Annotated in this window: 11 protein-coding genes; 7 read left to right on the forward strand and 4 right to left on the reverse strand. The window is 54.1% G+C overall.

The window, feature by feature from the left end; all coding sequences use genetic code 11:
* The 5 genes from AB3U87_RS16855 to AB3U87_RS16875 form a co-directional block, all read left to right on the forward strand.
* On the forward strand, window positions 1–1,782 hold a 1,782-nt coding region (locus tag AB3U87_RS16855), incomplete at its 5' end, for a DNA translocase FtsK (RefSeq protein WP_394149839.1).
* Window positions 1,783–1,954: 172 nt separating this feature from the next.
* Window positions 1,955–2,566 (forward strand): outer membrane lipoprotein periplasmic chaperone LolA, encoded by a 612-nt coding sequence (gene lolA, locus AB3U87_RS16860; protein WP_394149841.1) that lies wholly within the window; start codon window positions 1,955–1,957, stop codon window positions 2,564–2,566.
* 7 nt (window positions 2,567–2,573) lie between these two features.
* Window positions 2,574–3,917 (forward strand): replication-associated recombination protein A, encoded by a 1,344-nt coding sequence (locus tag AB3U87_RS16865; RefSeq protein ID WP_253454720.1) that lies wholly within the window; start codon window positions 2,574–2,576, stop codon window positions 3,915–3,917.
* A gap of 86 nt (window positions 3,918–4,003) precedes the next feature.
* On the forward strand, window positions 4,004–5,296 hold the full coding sequence (gene serS, locus AB3U87_RS16870) for a serine--tRNA ligase (RefSeq protein ID WP_125288732.1): 1,293 nt from the start codon (window positions 4,004–4,006) through the stop codon (window positions 5,294–5,296).
* A 317-nt stretch (window positions 5,297–5,613) separates the two neighbouring features.
* Entirely contained in the window at window positions 5,614–6,765 is a 1,152-nt protein-coding gene (locus tag AB3U87_RS16875) for an MFS transporter (RefSeq protein WP_253454718.1), read from the forward strand.
* Window positions 6,766–6,802: 37 nt separating this feature from the next.
* Here AB3U87_RS16875 and pflA read toward each other — a convergent pair whose 3' ends face one another.
* The 4 genes from pflA to ycaO form a co-directional block, all read right to left on the reverse strand.
* Window positions 6,803–7,543 carry a pyruvate formate lyase 1-activating protein gene (gene pflA, locus AB3U87_RS16880; RefSeq protein WP_253454716.1) on the reverse strand — a complete coding sequence of 247 codons (741 nt, stop codon included), beginning with the start codon at window positions 7,541–7,543 and terminating at the stop codon, window positions 6,803–6,805.
* A gap of 137 nt (window positions 7,544–7,680) precedes the next feature.
* Window positions 7,681–9,963: a formate C-acetyltransferase gene (pflB, locus tag AB3U87_RS16885; protein WP_301251220.1), complete on the reverse strand. Its 2,283-nt coding sequence runs from the start codon at window positions 9,961–9,963 to the stop codon at window positions 7,681–7,683.
* Window positions 9,964–10,034: 71 nt separating this feature from the next.
* A complete protein-coding gene (focA, locus tag AB3U87_RS16890) occupies window positions 10,035–10,892 on the reverse strand; it encodes a formate transporter FocA (protein ID WP_253454714.1) in 858 nt (285 codons plus the stop codon).
* A gap of 360 nt (window positions 10,893–11,252) precedes the next feature.
* Window positions 11,253–13,010 (reverse strand): 30S ribosomal protein S12 methylthiotransferase accessory factor YcaO, encoded by a 1,758-nt coding sequence (ycaO, locus tag AB3U87_RS16895; protein ID WP_369894902.1) that lies wholly within the window; start codon window positions 13,008–13,010, stop codon window positions 11,253–11,255.
* Window positions 13,011–13,317: 307 nt separating this feature from the next.
* On the opposite strand from ycaO, the gene serC reads away from it, so the two are divergent.
* Together serC and aroA are read left to right on the forward strand one after the other, a co-directional pair.
* Window positions 13,318–14,403 (forward strand): 3-phosphoserine/phosphohydroxythreonine transaminase, encoded by a 1,086-nt coding sequence (gene serC / locus AB3U87_RS16900; RefSeq protein WP_253454712.1) that lies wholly within the window; start codon window positions 13,318–13,320, stop codon window positions 14,401–14,403.
* Between the two features lie 78 nt (window positions 14,404–14,481).
* On the forward strand, window positions 14,482–15,768 hold the full coding sequence (gene aroA / locus AB3U87_RS16905) for a 3-phosphoshikimate 1-carboxyvinyltransferase (RefSeq protein WP_394149845.1): 1,287 nt from the start codon (window positions 14,482–14,484) through the stop codon (window positions 15,766–15,768).
* Window positions 15,769–15,918: the final 150 nt, after the last annotated feature.

Here is a 15,918-nt window from a genome sequence, read left to right on the forward strand (position 1 = left end):
CAGCCAGCCGCTCAGGAGTCTGCACAACCGGCGGCGCCAGCGTGGCAGCCAGCGGCTCAGGAGCCTGCACAACCGGCTGCGCCAGCATGGCAGCCAGCCGCTCAGGAGTCTGCACAACCGGCGGCGCCAGCGTGGCAGCCAGCGGCTCAGGAGCCTGCACAACCGGCCGCACCAGCATGGCAGCCAGCGGCTCAGGAGCCGGTACGCCAGGCTGAACAAATCCAGCCGGAAGTCAAGCCACAGGATAGCCTGTTCCATCCATTCCTGGTGCGTCATGAGCAGCCGCTTGAGAAACCAACCACGCCGCTGCCTACCCTGGATCTACTGACGGCACCGCCAGCGGAAGCCGAACCCGTCGATATGTTTGCTCTTGAGCAGACTGCCCGCCTGGTGGAAGCCCGCCTGGCCGACTATCGGGTTAAAGCCGAGGTGGTTGGTATCTCTCCGGGGCCGGTTATTACCCGCTTTGAACTGGATCTTGCGCCTGGCGTGAAGGCCGCGCGTATTTCCAATCTGTCGCGCGACCTGGCCCGCTCGCTTTCTGCCGTAGCGGTTCGTGTGGTGGAGGTGATCCCCGGCAAGCCTTACGTTGGACTGGAGCTGCCAAACAAGCATCGCCAGACCGTTTATATGCGTGAAGTGCTTGAATGCGATAAGTTCCGCGACAATCCGTCGCCGCTATCGGTGGTGTTAGGAAAAGATATCGCAGGCCAGCCGGTGGTGGCCGATCTGGCGAAAATGCCGCACCTGCTGGTCGCCGGTACCACCGGTTCCGGTAAGTCCGTTGGCGTTAACGCCATGATTATCAGCATGCTTTATAAAGCCACGCCGGAAGAAGTGCGCTTTATTATGATCGACCCGAAAATGCTTGAGCTGTCGGTCTATGAAGGCATCCCGCATCTGTTGACCGAAGTGGTCACGGATATGAAAGATGCCGCCAACGCGCTGCGCTGGAGCGTCGGCGAAATGGAGCGTCGCTATAAGCTGATGTCGGCGCTGGGCGTGCGTAACCTGGCGGGTTATAACGAAAAAGTTAAGCTGGCGGAAGAGATGGGGCGGCCTATTCCCGATCCGTTCTGGAAGCCGGGCGACAGTATGGAAACATCGCCGCCGATGCTCGAAAAACTACCTTACATCGTAGTGCTGGTGGATGAGTTCGCCGATCTGATGATGGCCGTGGGTAAAAAGGTGGAGGAGCTGATTGCGCGTCTGGCGCAGAAAGCGCGTGCCGCCGGTATTCACCTGGTGCTGGCGACGCAGCGTCCGTCGGTGGATGTGATCACCGGCCTGATTAAGGCTAACATCCCAACCCGCATTGCGTTTACGGTTTCCAGCAAGATCGACTCGCGCACCATTCTTGATCAGGGTGGCGCGGAATCGCTGTTGGGCATGGGCGATATGCTTTATATGCCGCCGAACTCTTCAATGCCGGTGCGCGTACATGGCGCCTTTGTGCGGGATGAAGAAGTTCACGCCGTGGTACAAGACTGGAAGGCGCGTGGTCGTCCGCAATATATCGAAAGCATTACCGCTGGCGAAGAGAGCGAAAGCGCGTCGCTGGGGCTGGATGGCGATGAAGAGCTCGACCCGCTGTTCGACCAGGCGGTCGCCTTCGTGGTAGAAAAGCGTCGTGCGTCTATTTCCGGCGTGCAGCGGCAGTTCCGTATCGGTTATAACCGTGCAGCCCGTATCATTGAACAGATGGAGGCGCAAAGTATCGTGTCGCCGCCTGGTCATAACGGCAACCGCGAGGTGCTTTCGCCACCGCCGCACGAGATGTAATATTTTGTCAAAAGCAGCGGGTCGGTTATGCCGACCCGTTGAATTTCAGCGCTTTGTCCCCATCTCCGATCTATCGCAATCAGCTTATTCCCCTGTTGCTTTCTTTGCTGCCTGGCTACAGTTAAGCCTGCCCGCTAATCGGGATACAAAAGTTTCAATAAGGATGTCGTAAATGAAAAAACTCACTATCACATGCTGTCTGCTTGCTACTTTTGCCTCTGCCAGCGCTTTGGCGGACGCTTCTTCCGACCTGCAGCAGCGTCTGGATAAAGTCACCAGTTTTCACGCCAGCTTCCAGCAAAAAGTCACCGACGGCAGCGGCCAGTCCGTGCAGGATGGCGAAGGCGAGCTGTGGGTTAAACGTCCCAATCTTTTCAACTGGCATATGACCGCGCCGGACGAAAGCATCCTGATCTCGGATGGCAAAACGCTGTGGTTCTATAATCCCTTTGTCGAGCAGGTCAGCGCGACATGGCTGAAAGACGCCACCAGCAATACGCCGTTTATGCTGATTGCCCGCAACCAGCGCAGCGACTGGAAGCAGTACAACATCAAACAGCTTGGCGATAACTTCGAGCTGACGCCAAAATCAGCCGATGGCAACCTGAAGCAGTTTACGATTAACGTCTCCGCCAGCGGCACCATCAATCAGTTCAGCGCCGTTGAACAGGACGGGCAGCGCAGCAGCTATACGCTGAAAAGCCAGCAGAACACTGCGGTCAGCCCCGACAAATTCCGTTTTACGCCGCCCAAGGGCGTGACGGTGGACGATCAACGTCAGTGAGGTCAGCGTGAGCACACTCTCTCTGGATTTCTCTCATAACGAGTTTCAGCCTCTGGCCGCGCGTATGCGGCCACGCACGCTGGCGGAATATATCGGTCAGCAGCATCTGCTGGCGACGGGGAAGCCGCTGCCGCGGGCCATTGAGGCAGGGCACCTGCACTCAATGATCCTTTGGGGGCCGCCAGGTACCGGCAAAACCACGCTGGCAGAAATCATTGGTCGCTACGGTCAGGCGGATGTCGAACGCATTTCTGCCGTCACTTCAGGCGTAAAAGAGATCCGTGAGGCTATTGAGCGTGCGCGGCAGAACCGCAATGCCGGACGTCGCACTATCCTGTTTGTCGATGAAGTGCATCGCTTTAATAAAAGCCAGCAGGACGCCTTTCTCCCGCATATTGAAGACGGCACTATTACCTTTATTGGCGCTACGACGGAAAACCCTTCTTTCGAGCTCAATTCCGCTCTGCTTTCCAGGGCGCGCGTCTACCTGTTGAAGTCTCTGACCGTTGAAGATATAGAAAGCGTGCTGGATCAGGCGATGCAAGACAGCGAGCGGGGCTACGGCAAGCAAAACATCGTGCTGCCTGATGCTACGCGCAGAATGATTGCGGAGCTGGTCAACGGCGACGCTCGCCGCTCGTTAAATACCCTGGAAATGATGGCCGATATGGCCGAGGTCAGCGACAAAGGCGAGCGTCTGCTAACGCCGCAGCTGCTTAACGAAGTTTCCGGTGAACGTAGCGCCAGGTTCGATAATAAAGGCGATCGCTTTTACGATCTGATCTCCGCCCTGCACAAATCGGTGCGCGGCTCTGCGCCCGATGCTGCGCTTTACTGGTATGCCCGTATTATTACGGCAGGCGGCGATCCGCTTTATGTGGCCCGTCGCCTGCTGGCTATCGCCTCCGAAGACGTGGGCAACGCCGATCCGCGTGGCATGCAGGTGGCTATTTCCGCCTGGGACTGCTTTACGCGTGTAGGGCCGGCCGAAGGCGAAAGGGCTATTGCTCAGGCGATTGTTTATCTTGCCTGTGCGCCGAAAAGCAATGCCGTTTATACCGCCTTTAAGGCAGCGATGCGCGACGCGCGCGATCGGCCGGATTACGATGTGCCTGACCATCTGCGTAACGCGCCTACAAAGCTGATGAAAGAGATGGGGTTGGGCGCCGAATACCGCTATGCGCATGACGAACCCGGCGCCTACGCCGCGGGGGAGAACTATTTCCCGGGGGAAATGGCGCAGACGCGCTATTATCAGCCGACCTCGCGCGGGCTGGAAGGAAAGATTGGCGAAAAGCTGGCCTGGCTTGCTGAACAGGATCAAAATAGCCCGACAAAACGCTATCGTTGATCCGGGCGTTGCGGTAAGGTTAGCAAGGAATTCAATGCATTCGCCTGGCGAATGCGCCCACTTTTTTTACTGATCACAGGACAAGCATGCTCGATCCCAATCTGCTGCGTAATGAGCCAGACGCAGTCGCTGAAAAACTGGCACGCCGGGGCTATAAGCTGGACGTTGAAACGCTGCGCTCGCAGGAAGAGCGCCGCAAAGTTCTGCAGGTCGAAACCGAAACGCTGCAGGCTGAACGTAACTCCCGATCCAAATCTATCGGGCAGGCCAAAGCGCGTGGGGAAGATATCGAGCCGTTACGTCAGGAAGTGAACGCGCTGGGCGAACGCCTGGATGCGGCCAAAGCGGAACTGGATGCGTTACAGAACGAAATTCGTGATGTCGCTTTAGCGATCCCTAATATTCCCGTTGACGAAGTGCCGCTGGGCAAAGACGACAGCGAGAATCAGGAAGTCAGCCGCTGGGGCGAGCCGCGCAAATATGATTTTGCCGTGCGTGACCACGTCGAGCTGGGCGAAATGGCCGCCGGTCTGGATTTTGCTGCCGCTGCCAAACTGACCGGTTCGCGCTTTGTGGTGATGAAAGGGCAAATTGCGCTGATGCATCGTGCGCTCAGCCAGTTCATGCTCGATCTGCATACCGAACAGCATGGCTATCTGGAAACTTACGTCCCTTATCTGGTTAACCACGCCACGCTTTACGGAACGGGCCAGCTGCCGAAGTTCGGCGAAGATCTTTTCCATACTCGTCCGCTGGATGAGGAAGCCTCGGCCAGCGATTATGCGCTGATCCCTACCGCAGAAGTGCCGCTGACCAACCTGGTTCGTGATGAAATTCTGGAAGAAGAGTCGCTGCCGTTGAAACTGACCGCGCATACGCCTTGCTTCCGCTCTGAAGCTGGCGCCTACGGTCGTGATACGCGCGGGCTGATCCGCATGCACCAGTTCGACAAGGTTGAAATGGTGCAGATCACGCGGCCGGAAGACTCCATGCAGGCGCTTGAAGAGCTGGTAGGCCATGCGGAGAAGGTGCTGCAGCTGCTGGAGCTGCCTTACCGCAAGGTGCTGCTGTGCACCGGCGATATGGGCTTCGGTTCATGCAAAACTTACGATCTGGAGGTTTGGCTGCCCGCGCAGGATACCTACCGTGAAATCTCTTCCTGTTCCAATATGGGCGATTTCCAGGCTCGTCGTATGCAGGCGCGCTGTCGTAGCAAAACAGAGAAAAAACCGCGTCTGGTGCACACGCTCAATGGCTCTGGCCTGGCGGTAGGCCGCACCCTGGTTGCCGTTCTGGAAAACTATCAGCAGGCAGACGGCCGAATTCAGGTGCCGGAAGCGCTGCGTCCTTATATGAAAGGCCTTGAGTTTATCGGCTAATCTTCGGGACAGCTAAAAAACCTGTGGTTCATACCCACAGGTTTTTTTTTGCCTGCGGTTTTAGCAGCCCTTAACCATGCAGGCTATCCAGCAATAAATATCATCGATAAAGAAACCCGTTTTCGTTATTAGCTATTCATTATCAAAGGGTTAAACAGGTATGGGTTGCCTTTTAATCAGTGCTTACAGAGCTGCGGATAAAAAAATTAAATCACCGCACGGCAAATTGTGCGGTGCCCCAAAACGCCCCGTTGACAATAATTCGGCCAGTGGCATTATGCGCGCAAAATCTTCCTTTATTTTGGTCATTTCTGACTATGTCTACCTGGTCCCGTCCCGTTATTGTGCTGCTTTGCGGCCTGCTGCTGCTGACTATCGCCATCGCCGTGCTCAACACGCTGGTGCCGCTCTGGCTTACTCATGAGGCTCTGCCTACCTGGCAGGTCGGCACGGTCAGCTCCGCTTATTTTACGGGAAACCTGATCGGCACCCTGATAGCTGGCTGGCTAATCAAGCGGCTGGGCTTTAATCGCGCTTACTACATTGCTACCGCGCTGTTTGCCCTGGCTACGGCCGCGCTGGGCTTCGAACACGGTTTCTGGGCATGGTCCGTCTGGCGTTTCGTCGCGGGTATCGGCTGCGCTCTGATATGGGTAGTGGTTGAAAGCGCCTTATTGTGCAGCGGCACCCTGCGTAATCGCGGTCAGCTGCTGGCAGCCTATATGATTGTCTATTATGTGGCGACGGTGATTGGTCAGCTGCTGGTCAGCAAGGTGTCAACGGAACTGCTGCATACTCTGCCCTGGGTAACCGGTTTTATCGTAGCGGCTATTCTGCCGCTGGTTTTTACCCGGATTACCGCCAGCGGCGAGGGAGAAGAAGCTCCTGCCGGGCGCATGTGGTCTATGCTGCGTCGACGCAGCGCACGCCTGGGGATCAACGGCTGCATTATTTCCGGGATCCTGCTGGGATCGCTGTACGGCCTGATGCCGCTGTATCTTTCCCATCAGGGAATGAACGACTCCGCCGTCGGCTACTGGATGGCGCTGTTGGTCAGCGCCGGCATTATCGGACAGTGGCCGGTAGGGCGCCTGGCCGATCGCTATGGGCGGCTGCTGGTGCTGCGCGTGCTGGTGTTTGGCGTCATCCTGGGCGCGGTAGCGATGCTCAGCAATGCGGCTATGGCACCCGCGCTCTTTGTGCTGGGTTGTTCAGGCTTTACGCTTTACCCTGTCGCGATGTCCTGGGCCTGCGAAAAAGTGGCGCATCATGAGCTGGTGGCGATGAATCAGGCGCTGCTGCTGAGCTATACCACCGGTAGCCTTGCAGGACCGGCGCTGACCTCAATGTTGATGCAGAGCTATTCTGACCGTGTACTGTTTGTGATGATTGCGGGCGTGGCGTTGGTTTATCTGATGATGCTGCTGCGCAAGGCCGATCGTCATGCCACGCCGATCGCACATGCCTGATGGCTGAAAAGTAAAATAACGAGCGGGTCACCGCTCGTTAATACATCACTTTATGCCCGTATCCTTCGAGGATATGTTTGACCCGCTCCATCGTCTCTTTTTTGGGAGGATGGACGCCGTCCAGCTTATACTCCTCACCCATTGCCAGCCACTTGTGTTTACCCAGCTCGTGATAGGGTAACAGCTCTATTTTCTCGACGTTGCCCATGTCGCGGGTAAATTCGCCCAGCCTGTGTGCGGAGTCATCATCATCGGAATAACCGGGGACAACCACATAGCGTATCCAGGTACGGATATTCTTTTTGGCCAGATATCGGGCAAAATCCAGCGTGCGATGGTTAGAGACGCCGACGAGGATTTGGTGAACATCATCATTGATTTGCTTGAGATCCAGCATCACCAGATCGGTTACTTCCAGCAGTTCATCAATAACCGGATCGTAGCGGCGAACAAAGCCGTTGGTATCCAGACAGGTATGAATGCCTTCTGCATGACAGGCGCGAAACCAGTCGCGGACAAACTCAGCCTGCAGGATAGCTTCACCGCCCGAAGCGGTAACGCCGCCGCCTGATGCGTTCATAAAATGACGATAGGTGACAACTTCTTTCATCAGCTCTTCCACCGTAACCTCTTTACCGCCGTGCGTATCCCAGGTATCCCGGTTATGGCAGTAGAGGCAGCGCATCAGGCAGCCCTGAAAAAAGGTGATAAAGCGGATGCCGGGGCCATCAACGGTCCCGCAGGATTCGAACGAGTGGATACGACCTTTAACTGACATTGCGGTGAATTCTCCATAGTCATGCCGCTTGTAGCGGCTGCGCAGTCTGAAGCTGCGTTAAGTCTGTTTTGCCAGCCGCCTGCGAAGAAGAGGGCTGGCAAAGCAGGCTGGGCTCCGGCGAACCGGAGCCCTGAGGCTTACATCGTTTGCGTAAAGGTACGGGTAATCACATCCTGCTGCTGCTCTTTGGTCAGCGAGTTAAAACGCACCGCATAACCCGAAACGCGAATGGTCAGCTGAGGATATTTCTCAGGATTATCCATCGCTTCCAACAGCATTTCGCGATTCATCACGTTAACGTTCAGGTGCTGACCGCCCTCAATGCTGGATTCATGATGGAAATAGCCATCCATCAGACCGGCAAGGTTGGCTTTACGTACGTCGTCATCTTTACCTAACGCGTTTGGCACAATAGAGAAAGTGTAGGAGATGCCGTCTTTAGCGTAGGCAAATGGCAGCTTCGCAACGGAGGTAAGCGAAGCCACAGCGCCTTTCTGATCGCGGCCGTGCATTGGGTTAGCGCCTGGGCCAAAAGGTGCACCGGCACGGCGACCGTCTGGCGTGTTGCCGGTTTTCTTACCGTATACCACGTTAGAGGTGATAGTCAGCACCGACTGAGTCGGGACAGCATCACGATAAGTTTGCAGCTGCTGAATTTTCTTCATAAAGCGTTCAACAAGGTCACAGGCAATATCATCTACGCGTGAGTCATTGTTGCCGAACTGCGGATATTCACCTTCAATTTTGAAATCAACGGCCAGTCCATCTTCGTCGCGAATAGGGGAAACTTTGGCATATTTGATCGCGGAAAGTGAATCGGCAGCGACGGACAGACCGGCAATACCGCAGGCCATGGTGCGATAGACATCGCGATCGTGCAGCGCCATCAAAGAAGCTTCGTAGCTATATTTGTCATGCATATAGTGAATGATGTTCAGCGCGGTAACGTACTGTTTCGCCAGCCAGTCCATAAAGTGATCCATGCGATCCAGCACTTTTTCATATTCCAGCACGTCGTCCATCATCGGCGGATCTTTTGGGCCTACCTGCATTTTAAGTTTTTCATCCACGCCGCCGTTGATAGCGTAAAGCATGGTTTTAGCGAGGTTGGCGCGGGCACCGAAGAACTGCATCTGCTTGCCGACGATCATCGGGCTGACGCAACAGGCGATAGCATAATCGTCGTTGTTGAAGTCAGGACGCATCAGATCGTCGTTTTCGTACTGAACGGATGAAGTATCGATTGAAACCTTGGCCGCAAATTTCTTGAAGTTCAGCGGCAGTTTTTCAGACCACAGGATGGTCATGTTTGGCTCTGGCGAAGGACCCATAGTGTACAGGGTATTCAGGAAGCGGAAGCTGTTTTTGGTTACCAGCGTACGGCCGTCAACGCCCATACCGGCCAGCGATTCCGTTGCCCAGATTGGGTCGCCGGAGAACAGCTCATCGTATTCAGGCGTACGCAGGAAGCGCACCATACGCAGCTTCATCACCAGGTGGTCAATCAGTTCCTGTGCATCCTGCTCGGTGATTTTGCCCGCCTGCAGATCGCGTTCAATGTAGATATCCAGGAAGGTGGATACGCGACCAAAAGACATTGCCGCGCCATTTTGCGATTTAACGGCGGCCAGGTAGCCAAAGTAGGTCCACTGCACGGCTTCCTGCGCCGTTGTGGCCGGGCCGGAAATATCACAGCCGTATTTGGCAGCCATTTCTTTAATCTGCTGCAGCGCGCGATGCTGGTCGGCGATCTCTTCACGCAGACGGATTGTCGCTTCAAGATTGACGCCATTTTCAAGATCGCTTTGCAGCGAGGCAAACTGGGCGAATTTATCTTTCATCAGCGCATCAATGCCGTAAAGCGCAACGCGACGGTAGTCGCCAATGATGCGGCCGCGGCCGTAGGCATCTGGCAAACCGGTAAGCACGCCGGACTTACGGCAGCGCAGAATATCCGGCGTATAAACATCGAATACGCCCTGGTTATGCGTTTTGCGGTACTCGGTAAAGACTTTTTTCAGGCCGGCGTCCAGCTCGCGTCCGTAAACTTTACAGGAGCCTTCCACCATCTTAATGCCGCCAAAAGGGATCAGCGCGCGTTTCAGCGGCGCTTCAGTCTGTAAGCCGACAATGGTTTCCAGTTTGCGGTCAATATAGCCAGCGTCATGGGAGGTAATAGTAGAGGCTAAATCGGTATCGAAATCGACCGGCGCGTGGGTGCGGTTTTCGAGCTTGATGCCCTCCATTACCTTATCCCACAGCTTAGTGGTCGCTTCAGTTGCGCCGCTCAGGAAGGATTCATCACCTTCATAAGGCGTATAGTTTTTCTGAATGAAGTCACGGACGTTGATGCTGTTCTGCCATTCGCCCTCTGCAAAGCCTGCCCAGGCAGCAGCCTGGTTTACATTTTGCTCGCTCATGTGATCACCTTTTCAATGAAGTTCTTTCGTTCCTGCTGCAGCACAGCAGGGCTTAATCCTGTTGTCGGCAATCAGTGATGATCGCCGTCCCGCAAATAGATAACCCAGTAGGTCAGGCCGACCAGCAATCCACCGCCAATAATGTTGCCAAGCGTCACGGGGATAAGATTGTCAACAATGAAGTTGCCTACTGTCAGACTGGAAAAGTGTGCTGCCGTGGTTCCCGTGGCCTGCCAGAACTCCGGTGCGGCGAAATCTTTAATAACGATCGCCATGGGGATAAGGAACATGTTGGCGATACTGTGCTCAAAACCACTGGCGACAAACATCGCTACGGGCAGCACCATCGACAGCATTTTGTCCGTCAGGCTGCGGCCGGAATAGCTCATCCAGACCGCCATGCAAACCATCAGGTTAGCGAGGGTGCCGAGGCAGACAGCTTCAATAAAAGTATGGTGCATCTTATGGTCAGCCGTTTGCAGAACATTTAACCCCCATGCACCATTTGCCACCATATACTGGCCGGCAAACCAGATCAGCCCGACAAAAAACATCGCGCCGAAGAAATTCCCTATATAGACATTGAGCCAGTTGCGCGCCAGCTGACCCCAGGTAATCCGTCCGCTGGCTTTAGCCACCATGGTTAACACGGTCGAGGTGAAAAGGTCGGCACCGCAGACCACGACCAGCATCAGCCCCAGCGAAAAGCAGATGCCGCCAATAAGCTTCGCTACGCCATAAGGGATAGTTTCAGTCCCTGTTGTGGCCGTGATATAAAAAACAAACGCTATGGAAATAAAAACGCCTGCGGTAATCGCCAAAAAAAACGTGGTGAAGGGGTGCTTTTGAGCTTTATAGACACCGGCTTCCTCAGCGACTTTAGCCATTTCAGACGGTAAAAGTAAATCGAACGGATTGCCAGCTTTCACACTAACGTCTCCTGAAGTTTATCAACAACGAAATACTAACAAAGCAGTATAGGTGAGAAATTGATGTGGATCATATTGACGCCGGACATTGTCGGAACGAGTTAAAAAAAAGGCGTGTAAGGTGGGTTAATTTATTGATTTTATTAGTTAAAATTTATTTTAATTTATCTATTATTTTTTTAAATAGCATCTGCTTTTCTGGTTAACAACTGCAATAAAATAGATCCCGAATAAATAAATTTTTTAATACCTGGAAATAAATAAACTACTTTTTATTAACCTTAAGAAAAATTAATGGATTAATTAGCGTTAAAACTGGCCCTGATAAAAGGCCCGCTTTTGTCGAGCGGGCCAAAAATATTATTTCCAGTAACGGCGTTTCGCCTGCTGCAGCTTTTCATAGGCAGCCAGCAGCGACTGATGAGCCGGGAAGGCCAGCAGCTCTTCATCCACGCTCTGCAACCCGTAGAAAGGCGCTTCACCGCTAATGGCGGCAGATGCCGCGTCTACGGCTTCCTGTCCATACATACGTACGAAAGCAGTATGATACTGCACAGGATCGCGTTCATCCTCAAGGCTCAACAGCAGCAGCGTTTGCAGACAGCGATAGTAGTTGGCGCGGGCGGGTGAAAACAGGGAGGCATTAAACTCCATAGTCCATTCCGTCCAGATCAGCGCCTGATCGATATCGCCGCCTGCCAGGGCCAGCATCGCTTTCAGCTCGCCGATACGCAGCGTGTACCAGCCGTTGTCTTTGCCTGTTGCCAGGCCCAGCAGCTCGCGTACGCGGGTAAAGTCGTCATGGCCGTCTTCGTCCAGGCGTTCAATCAGCGCCAGGTAATCCTCTTTTTCCCACTGGCTGTCGGGCAGTGATAACAGCGTATCGCGCAGGTAAGCGCCCATGCTGTTATTAGCCAGCAGCAAATCTTCCGCAGGATAGATATCTGACATGCCTGGCACGATGATACGGCAGGCATACACGTCCAGATGCTGATAGTCAGCAATATAGACTTCTTTATCTTCCGCTTTAAAGATGGCCATCAGCGTGGCGAATTCTTCCTGCGTGGTGCCGGCAAAGCTCCAGTCGACAAAAGGATAGTCCGCCTCGTCCTTGAACATATCCCAGGAGATCAGACCGCTGGAATCGATAAAGTGCGTTTCCAGATTAGCGTGCTCGGCGACTTCTTCATCATCAAAGGTTGGCGGCGTAAAGACATCCAAATCTTTCAGCCCGCGTCCCTGCAGCAGTTCTGTCACGGTACGCTCCAGCGCCACGCCAAAATCAGGATGCGCGCCGAATGAAGCAAAACAGGTACCGTTTTGCGGGTTGAAGAGCACCACGCAAATAACCGGATAGTTGCCGCCCAGTGAAGCGTCGTAAGCAAAGATTGGGAAGCCTTCAGCTTCCAGTTTAGCAATGGACTCCACTACGCCCGGATAGCGGTTAAGTACCTCCTGCGGGATGGCCGGCAGACTGATAGATTCGGCGATAATGCGGTTTTTAATATAGCGCTCGAAGACTTCAGAAAGGCCCTGAACGCGCGCTTCGTTGGCCGTGTTGCCTGCCGACATGCCGTTAGAGACGTAGAGGTTACCGATGATGTTCATCGGAATATAAACCGTTTGCCCATCGGACTGACGCGTGAACGGCAGGCCGCAGATGCCGCGTGCGGCATTGCCGGACTGCAGATCGATCAAATCGCTGGCGCTAAGTGCCTGCTCAGGATCGTAAAACGCCTTCAGTCGCGCATCAAGAATGCCTTCCGGCAGGCTGTCGTCATCCGGCAGCGGAAACCATTTTTCGTCAGGATAATGCACGAAATCGCCGTTGGCGATCGCGTTACCTAACCAAAAATCAGCAAAGAAATAGTTGGTCGACAGACGCTCAAAATATTCACCCAATGCCGAAGCCAGCGCCGCTTTTTTGCTGGCGCCTTTACCGTTGGTGAAGCAGAGCGGGCAGTCGCGGTCGCGAATATGGACCGACCATACATGAGGAACCGGATTCAGCCAGGAGGCCTCTTCAATATGGAAGCCAAAATCCTGTAATTTTTGCTGAAAGCGTGCGATGGAATCTTCCAGTGCGGCGTCTTTGCCTGGAATATAAGTTTGCGTCATAGTGCCCACTCGTTTTTGGGTTGTGCCGAAAACGCGCCATGATACGGGGTTTCCCGACCATTCGCTATCCGACGAACTGTTTTACCCGGCTATTGTGGCATTTTTGCCTGTGCAGATCGGCCATAAAAAAAGCTAACCGGAAGACGCCTCACAAAATATCGTGGTCACTATATTTCACGCTACAAGCTGTTGCGGCGCAGGCCGCATAACTGGTCGGCTGATCCGATTAAACATTGCAGCGCCAGGGTGGCAATGATAAAACCGGTAGCAGACTCGAAATCGATTGATCTGAAAGTGGTGAGGGGAAATGAGCCAGGTTTTCAATTTTAGCTCCGGTCCAGCAATGCTGCCGGTAGAAGTGCTACGTCGTGCCGAACAGGAACTCTGCAACTGGCAGGGTTCAGGAACTTCCGTGATGGAGATCAGCCACCGCAGCAAGGAATTTACGCAGGTGGCCGTGGAAGCGGAAAAAGATTTTCGCGATCTGCTGAAAATCCCCTCAAATTACAAAGTATTATTCTGTCACGGCGGCGCGCGCGCGCAGTTTGCCGCCGTTCCGATGAACCTGTTGGGCAGCCAGAGTACGGCAGACTATGCCGACGGCGGCTACTGGGCGCACAGCGCGATTAAAGAGGCGGAAAAATACTGTACGCCTAACGTCATTGACGTGAAAACAACCGTTGATGGGCTACGCGCTATTACGCCTATGAGCCAGTGGGCGCTTTCAGATGAAGCAGCCTATGTTCACTATTGTCCAAACGAAACCATTGACGGTGTTGCTATTAATGAAGAGCCGGACTTCGGCGATAAGATTGCCGTGGCCGATCTCTCTTCCACTATTCTTTCCCGTCCGTTGGATATTAACCGCTATGGCGTCCTTTATGCCGGTGCGCAGAAGAACATTGGACCGGCTGGTCTGACGCTGGTAGTCGTACGTGAAGATCTGCTGGGCAAAGCCCAGAAAGCGCTGCCGTCAATCCTTGATTACACGGTATTAAACGAAAACGACTCCATGTTTAACACGCCGCCGACTTTTGCATGGTATCTTTCCGGCCTGGTCTTTAAATGGCTGAAAGAACAGGGCGGCGTAGCGGAAATGGACAAGCGGAATCAGGCTAAAGCCGATCTGCTTTACGGTATCATTGATAACAGTGATTTTTACCGTAACGATGTGGCTCACGCTAACCGCTCGCGCATGAATGTGCCTTTCCAGCTGGCTGATGCAGCGTTGGATAAGGTTTTCCTCGAAGAATCATTCGCGGCTGGCCTGCATGCGTTAAAAGGTCATCGTGCCGTAGGCGGAATGCGCGCTTCAATTTACAATGCTATGCCGCTGGCAGGCGTTAAAGCGCTAACCGAATTTATGACTGATTTTGAACGTCGTCACGGTTAATTAGCCGGTACGGTTTTGATAGTAAAACCTCGCCCGGTGCGGGGTTTTGTTGCATTTTATCTGGAGAAGAAGTCTCACATGCAGGAATCCCTGACTTTACAACCCGTCGCGCGTGTAGAAGGTACCGTTAACCTACCTGGTTCCAAAAGCGTCTCAAATCGCGCTTTGCTGCTCGCTGCGCTGGCAAAAGGCACTACTCGTCTGACCAACCTTCTGGACAGTGATGACGTGCGTCATATGCTGAACGCGCTAAAAGCGCTGGGCGTAAGCTTTACGCTTTCTGAAGACCGCACAGAGTGTGAAGTGACTGGTCAGGGCGGCCCTCTGCGGTCGACGCAGCCGCTGGAGCTTTTTTTAGGCAATGCCGGGACGGCGATGCGCCCGCTGGCCGCCGCGCTTTGCCTGGGTGCTAACGATATTGTGCTGACCGGAGAGCCGCGGATGAAAGAACGTCCGATTGGTCATCTGGTCGATGCGTTGCGCCAGGGCGGCGCGCAGATCGACTATCTTGAACAGACGGATTATCCGCCGCTGCATATCAAAGGCGGCTTCAGCGGGGGCGAAGTGGCCGTCGACGGTAGCGTCTCCAGCCAGTTCCTGACCGCGCTGCTGATGACCGCGCCGCTGGCTCCACAAAACACGACCATTGCCATTAAGGGCGAGCTGGTTTCAAAACCTTATATCGATATTACCCTGAACCTGATGCAGACCTTTGGCGTCACGGTAGAAAACGATAATTACGCTGTATTTCGTATCAGGGGCAATCAGAACTATACCTCGCCAGGCGATTATCTGGTGGAAGGCGATGCCTCTTCCGCCTCCTATTTCCTCGCAGCGGCCGCAGTCAAAGGCGGTACGGTTAAAGTCACCGGTATCGGTCGAAAAAGTATGCAGGGCGACATTCATTTTGCCGACGTGCTGGAAAAAATGGGCGCGGTTATTGAATGGGGCGACGACTATATCGCCTGCACGCGCGGCGAACTGAACGCTATCGATCTGGATATGAACCATATTCCGGACGCGGCGATGACTATCGCCACGGCGGCGCTGTTTGCCAAAGGCACTACGGTAATGCGTAATATCTACAACTGGCGCGTGAAAGAAACCGATCGTCTTGCGGCAATGGCGACCGAGCTGCGTAAAGTTGGTGCTGAAGTCGAAGAAGGGCATGACTATATTCGCATCACGCCGCCTGAAACTATTCAGTATGCTGAAATCGGCACTTACAACGATCACCGTATGGCGATGTGCTTCTCGCTGGTGGCCTTGTCTGCTACGCCAGTGACCATTCTCGATCCGAAATGCACGGCCAAGACCTTCCCGGATTATTTCGAGCAGTTTGCACGTCTCAGCCAGCCGGCATAACGAACGCCCCCGCTGCATACCTGTGCAGCGGGTTGCGATCTGCTTCACGCTCCTGGCATTGGTTGCCTGGGAAATCCTTTTGCGGTTCTCGATTAATTTCAGCCCGTCTACGCTTAAGGGGTAACGATCGTCAGTAGAGCAGCGTATAAT

The sequence above is a fragment of the Erwinia plantamica genome, assembly GCF_043420595.1.
GTDB classification, from domain to species: Bacteria; Pseudomonadota; Gammaproteobacteria; order Enterobacterales; family Enterobacteriaceae; genus Erwinia; species Erwinia aeris.

What these genes read in the sequence shown, in the direction of transcription:
- lolA (WP_394149841.1), top strand. Translation starts at nt 1,955, where the DNA reads ATGAAAAAACTCACTATCACATGCTGTCTGCTTGCTACTTTTGCCTCT.
- serS (WP_125288732.1), top strand. Translation starts at nt 4,004, where the DNA reads ATGCTCGATCCCAATCTGCTGCGTAATGAGCCAGACGCAGTCGCTGAA.
- aroA (WP_394149845.1), top strand. Translation starts at nt 14,482, where the DNA reads ATGCAGGAATCCCTGACTTTACAACCCGTCGCGCGTGTAGAAGGTACC.
- pflB (WP_301251220.1), bottom strand. Translation starts at nt 9,963, where the DNA reads ATGAGCGAGCAAAATGTAAACCAGGCTGCTGCCTGGGCAGGCTTTGCA.
- serC (WP_253454712.1), top strand. Translation starts at nt 13,318, where the DNA reads ATGAGCCAGGTTTTCAATTTTAGCTCCGGTCCAGCAATGCTGCCGGTA.
- pflA (WP_253454716.1), bottom strand. Translation starts at nt 7,543, where the DNA reads ATGTCAGTTAAAGGTCGTATCCACTCGTTCGAATCCTGCGGGACCGTT.
- ycaO (WP_369894902.1), bottom strand. Translation starts at nt 13,010, where the DNA reads ATGACGCAAACTTATATTCCAGGCAAAGACGCCGCACTGGAAGATTCC.
- AB3U87_RS16875 (WP_253454718.1), top strand. Translation starts at nt 5,614, where the DNA reads ATGTCTACCTGGTCCCGTCCCGTTATTGTGCTGCTTTGCGGCCTGCTG.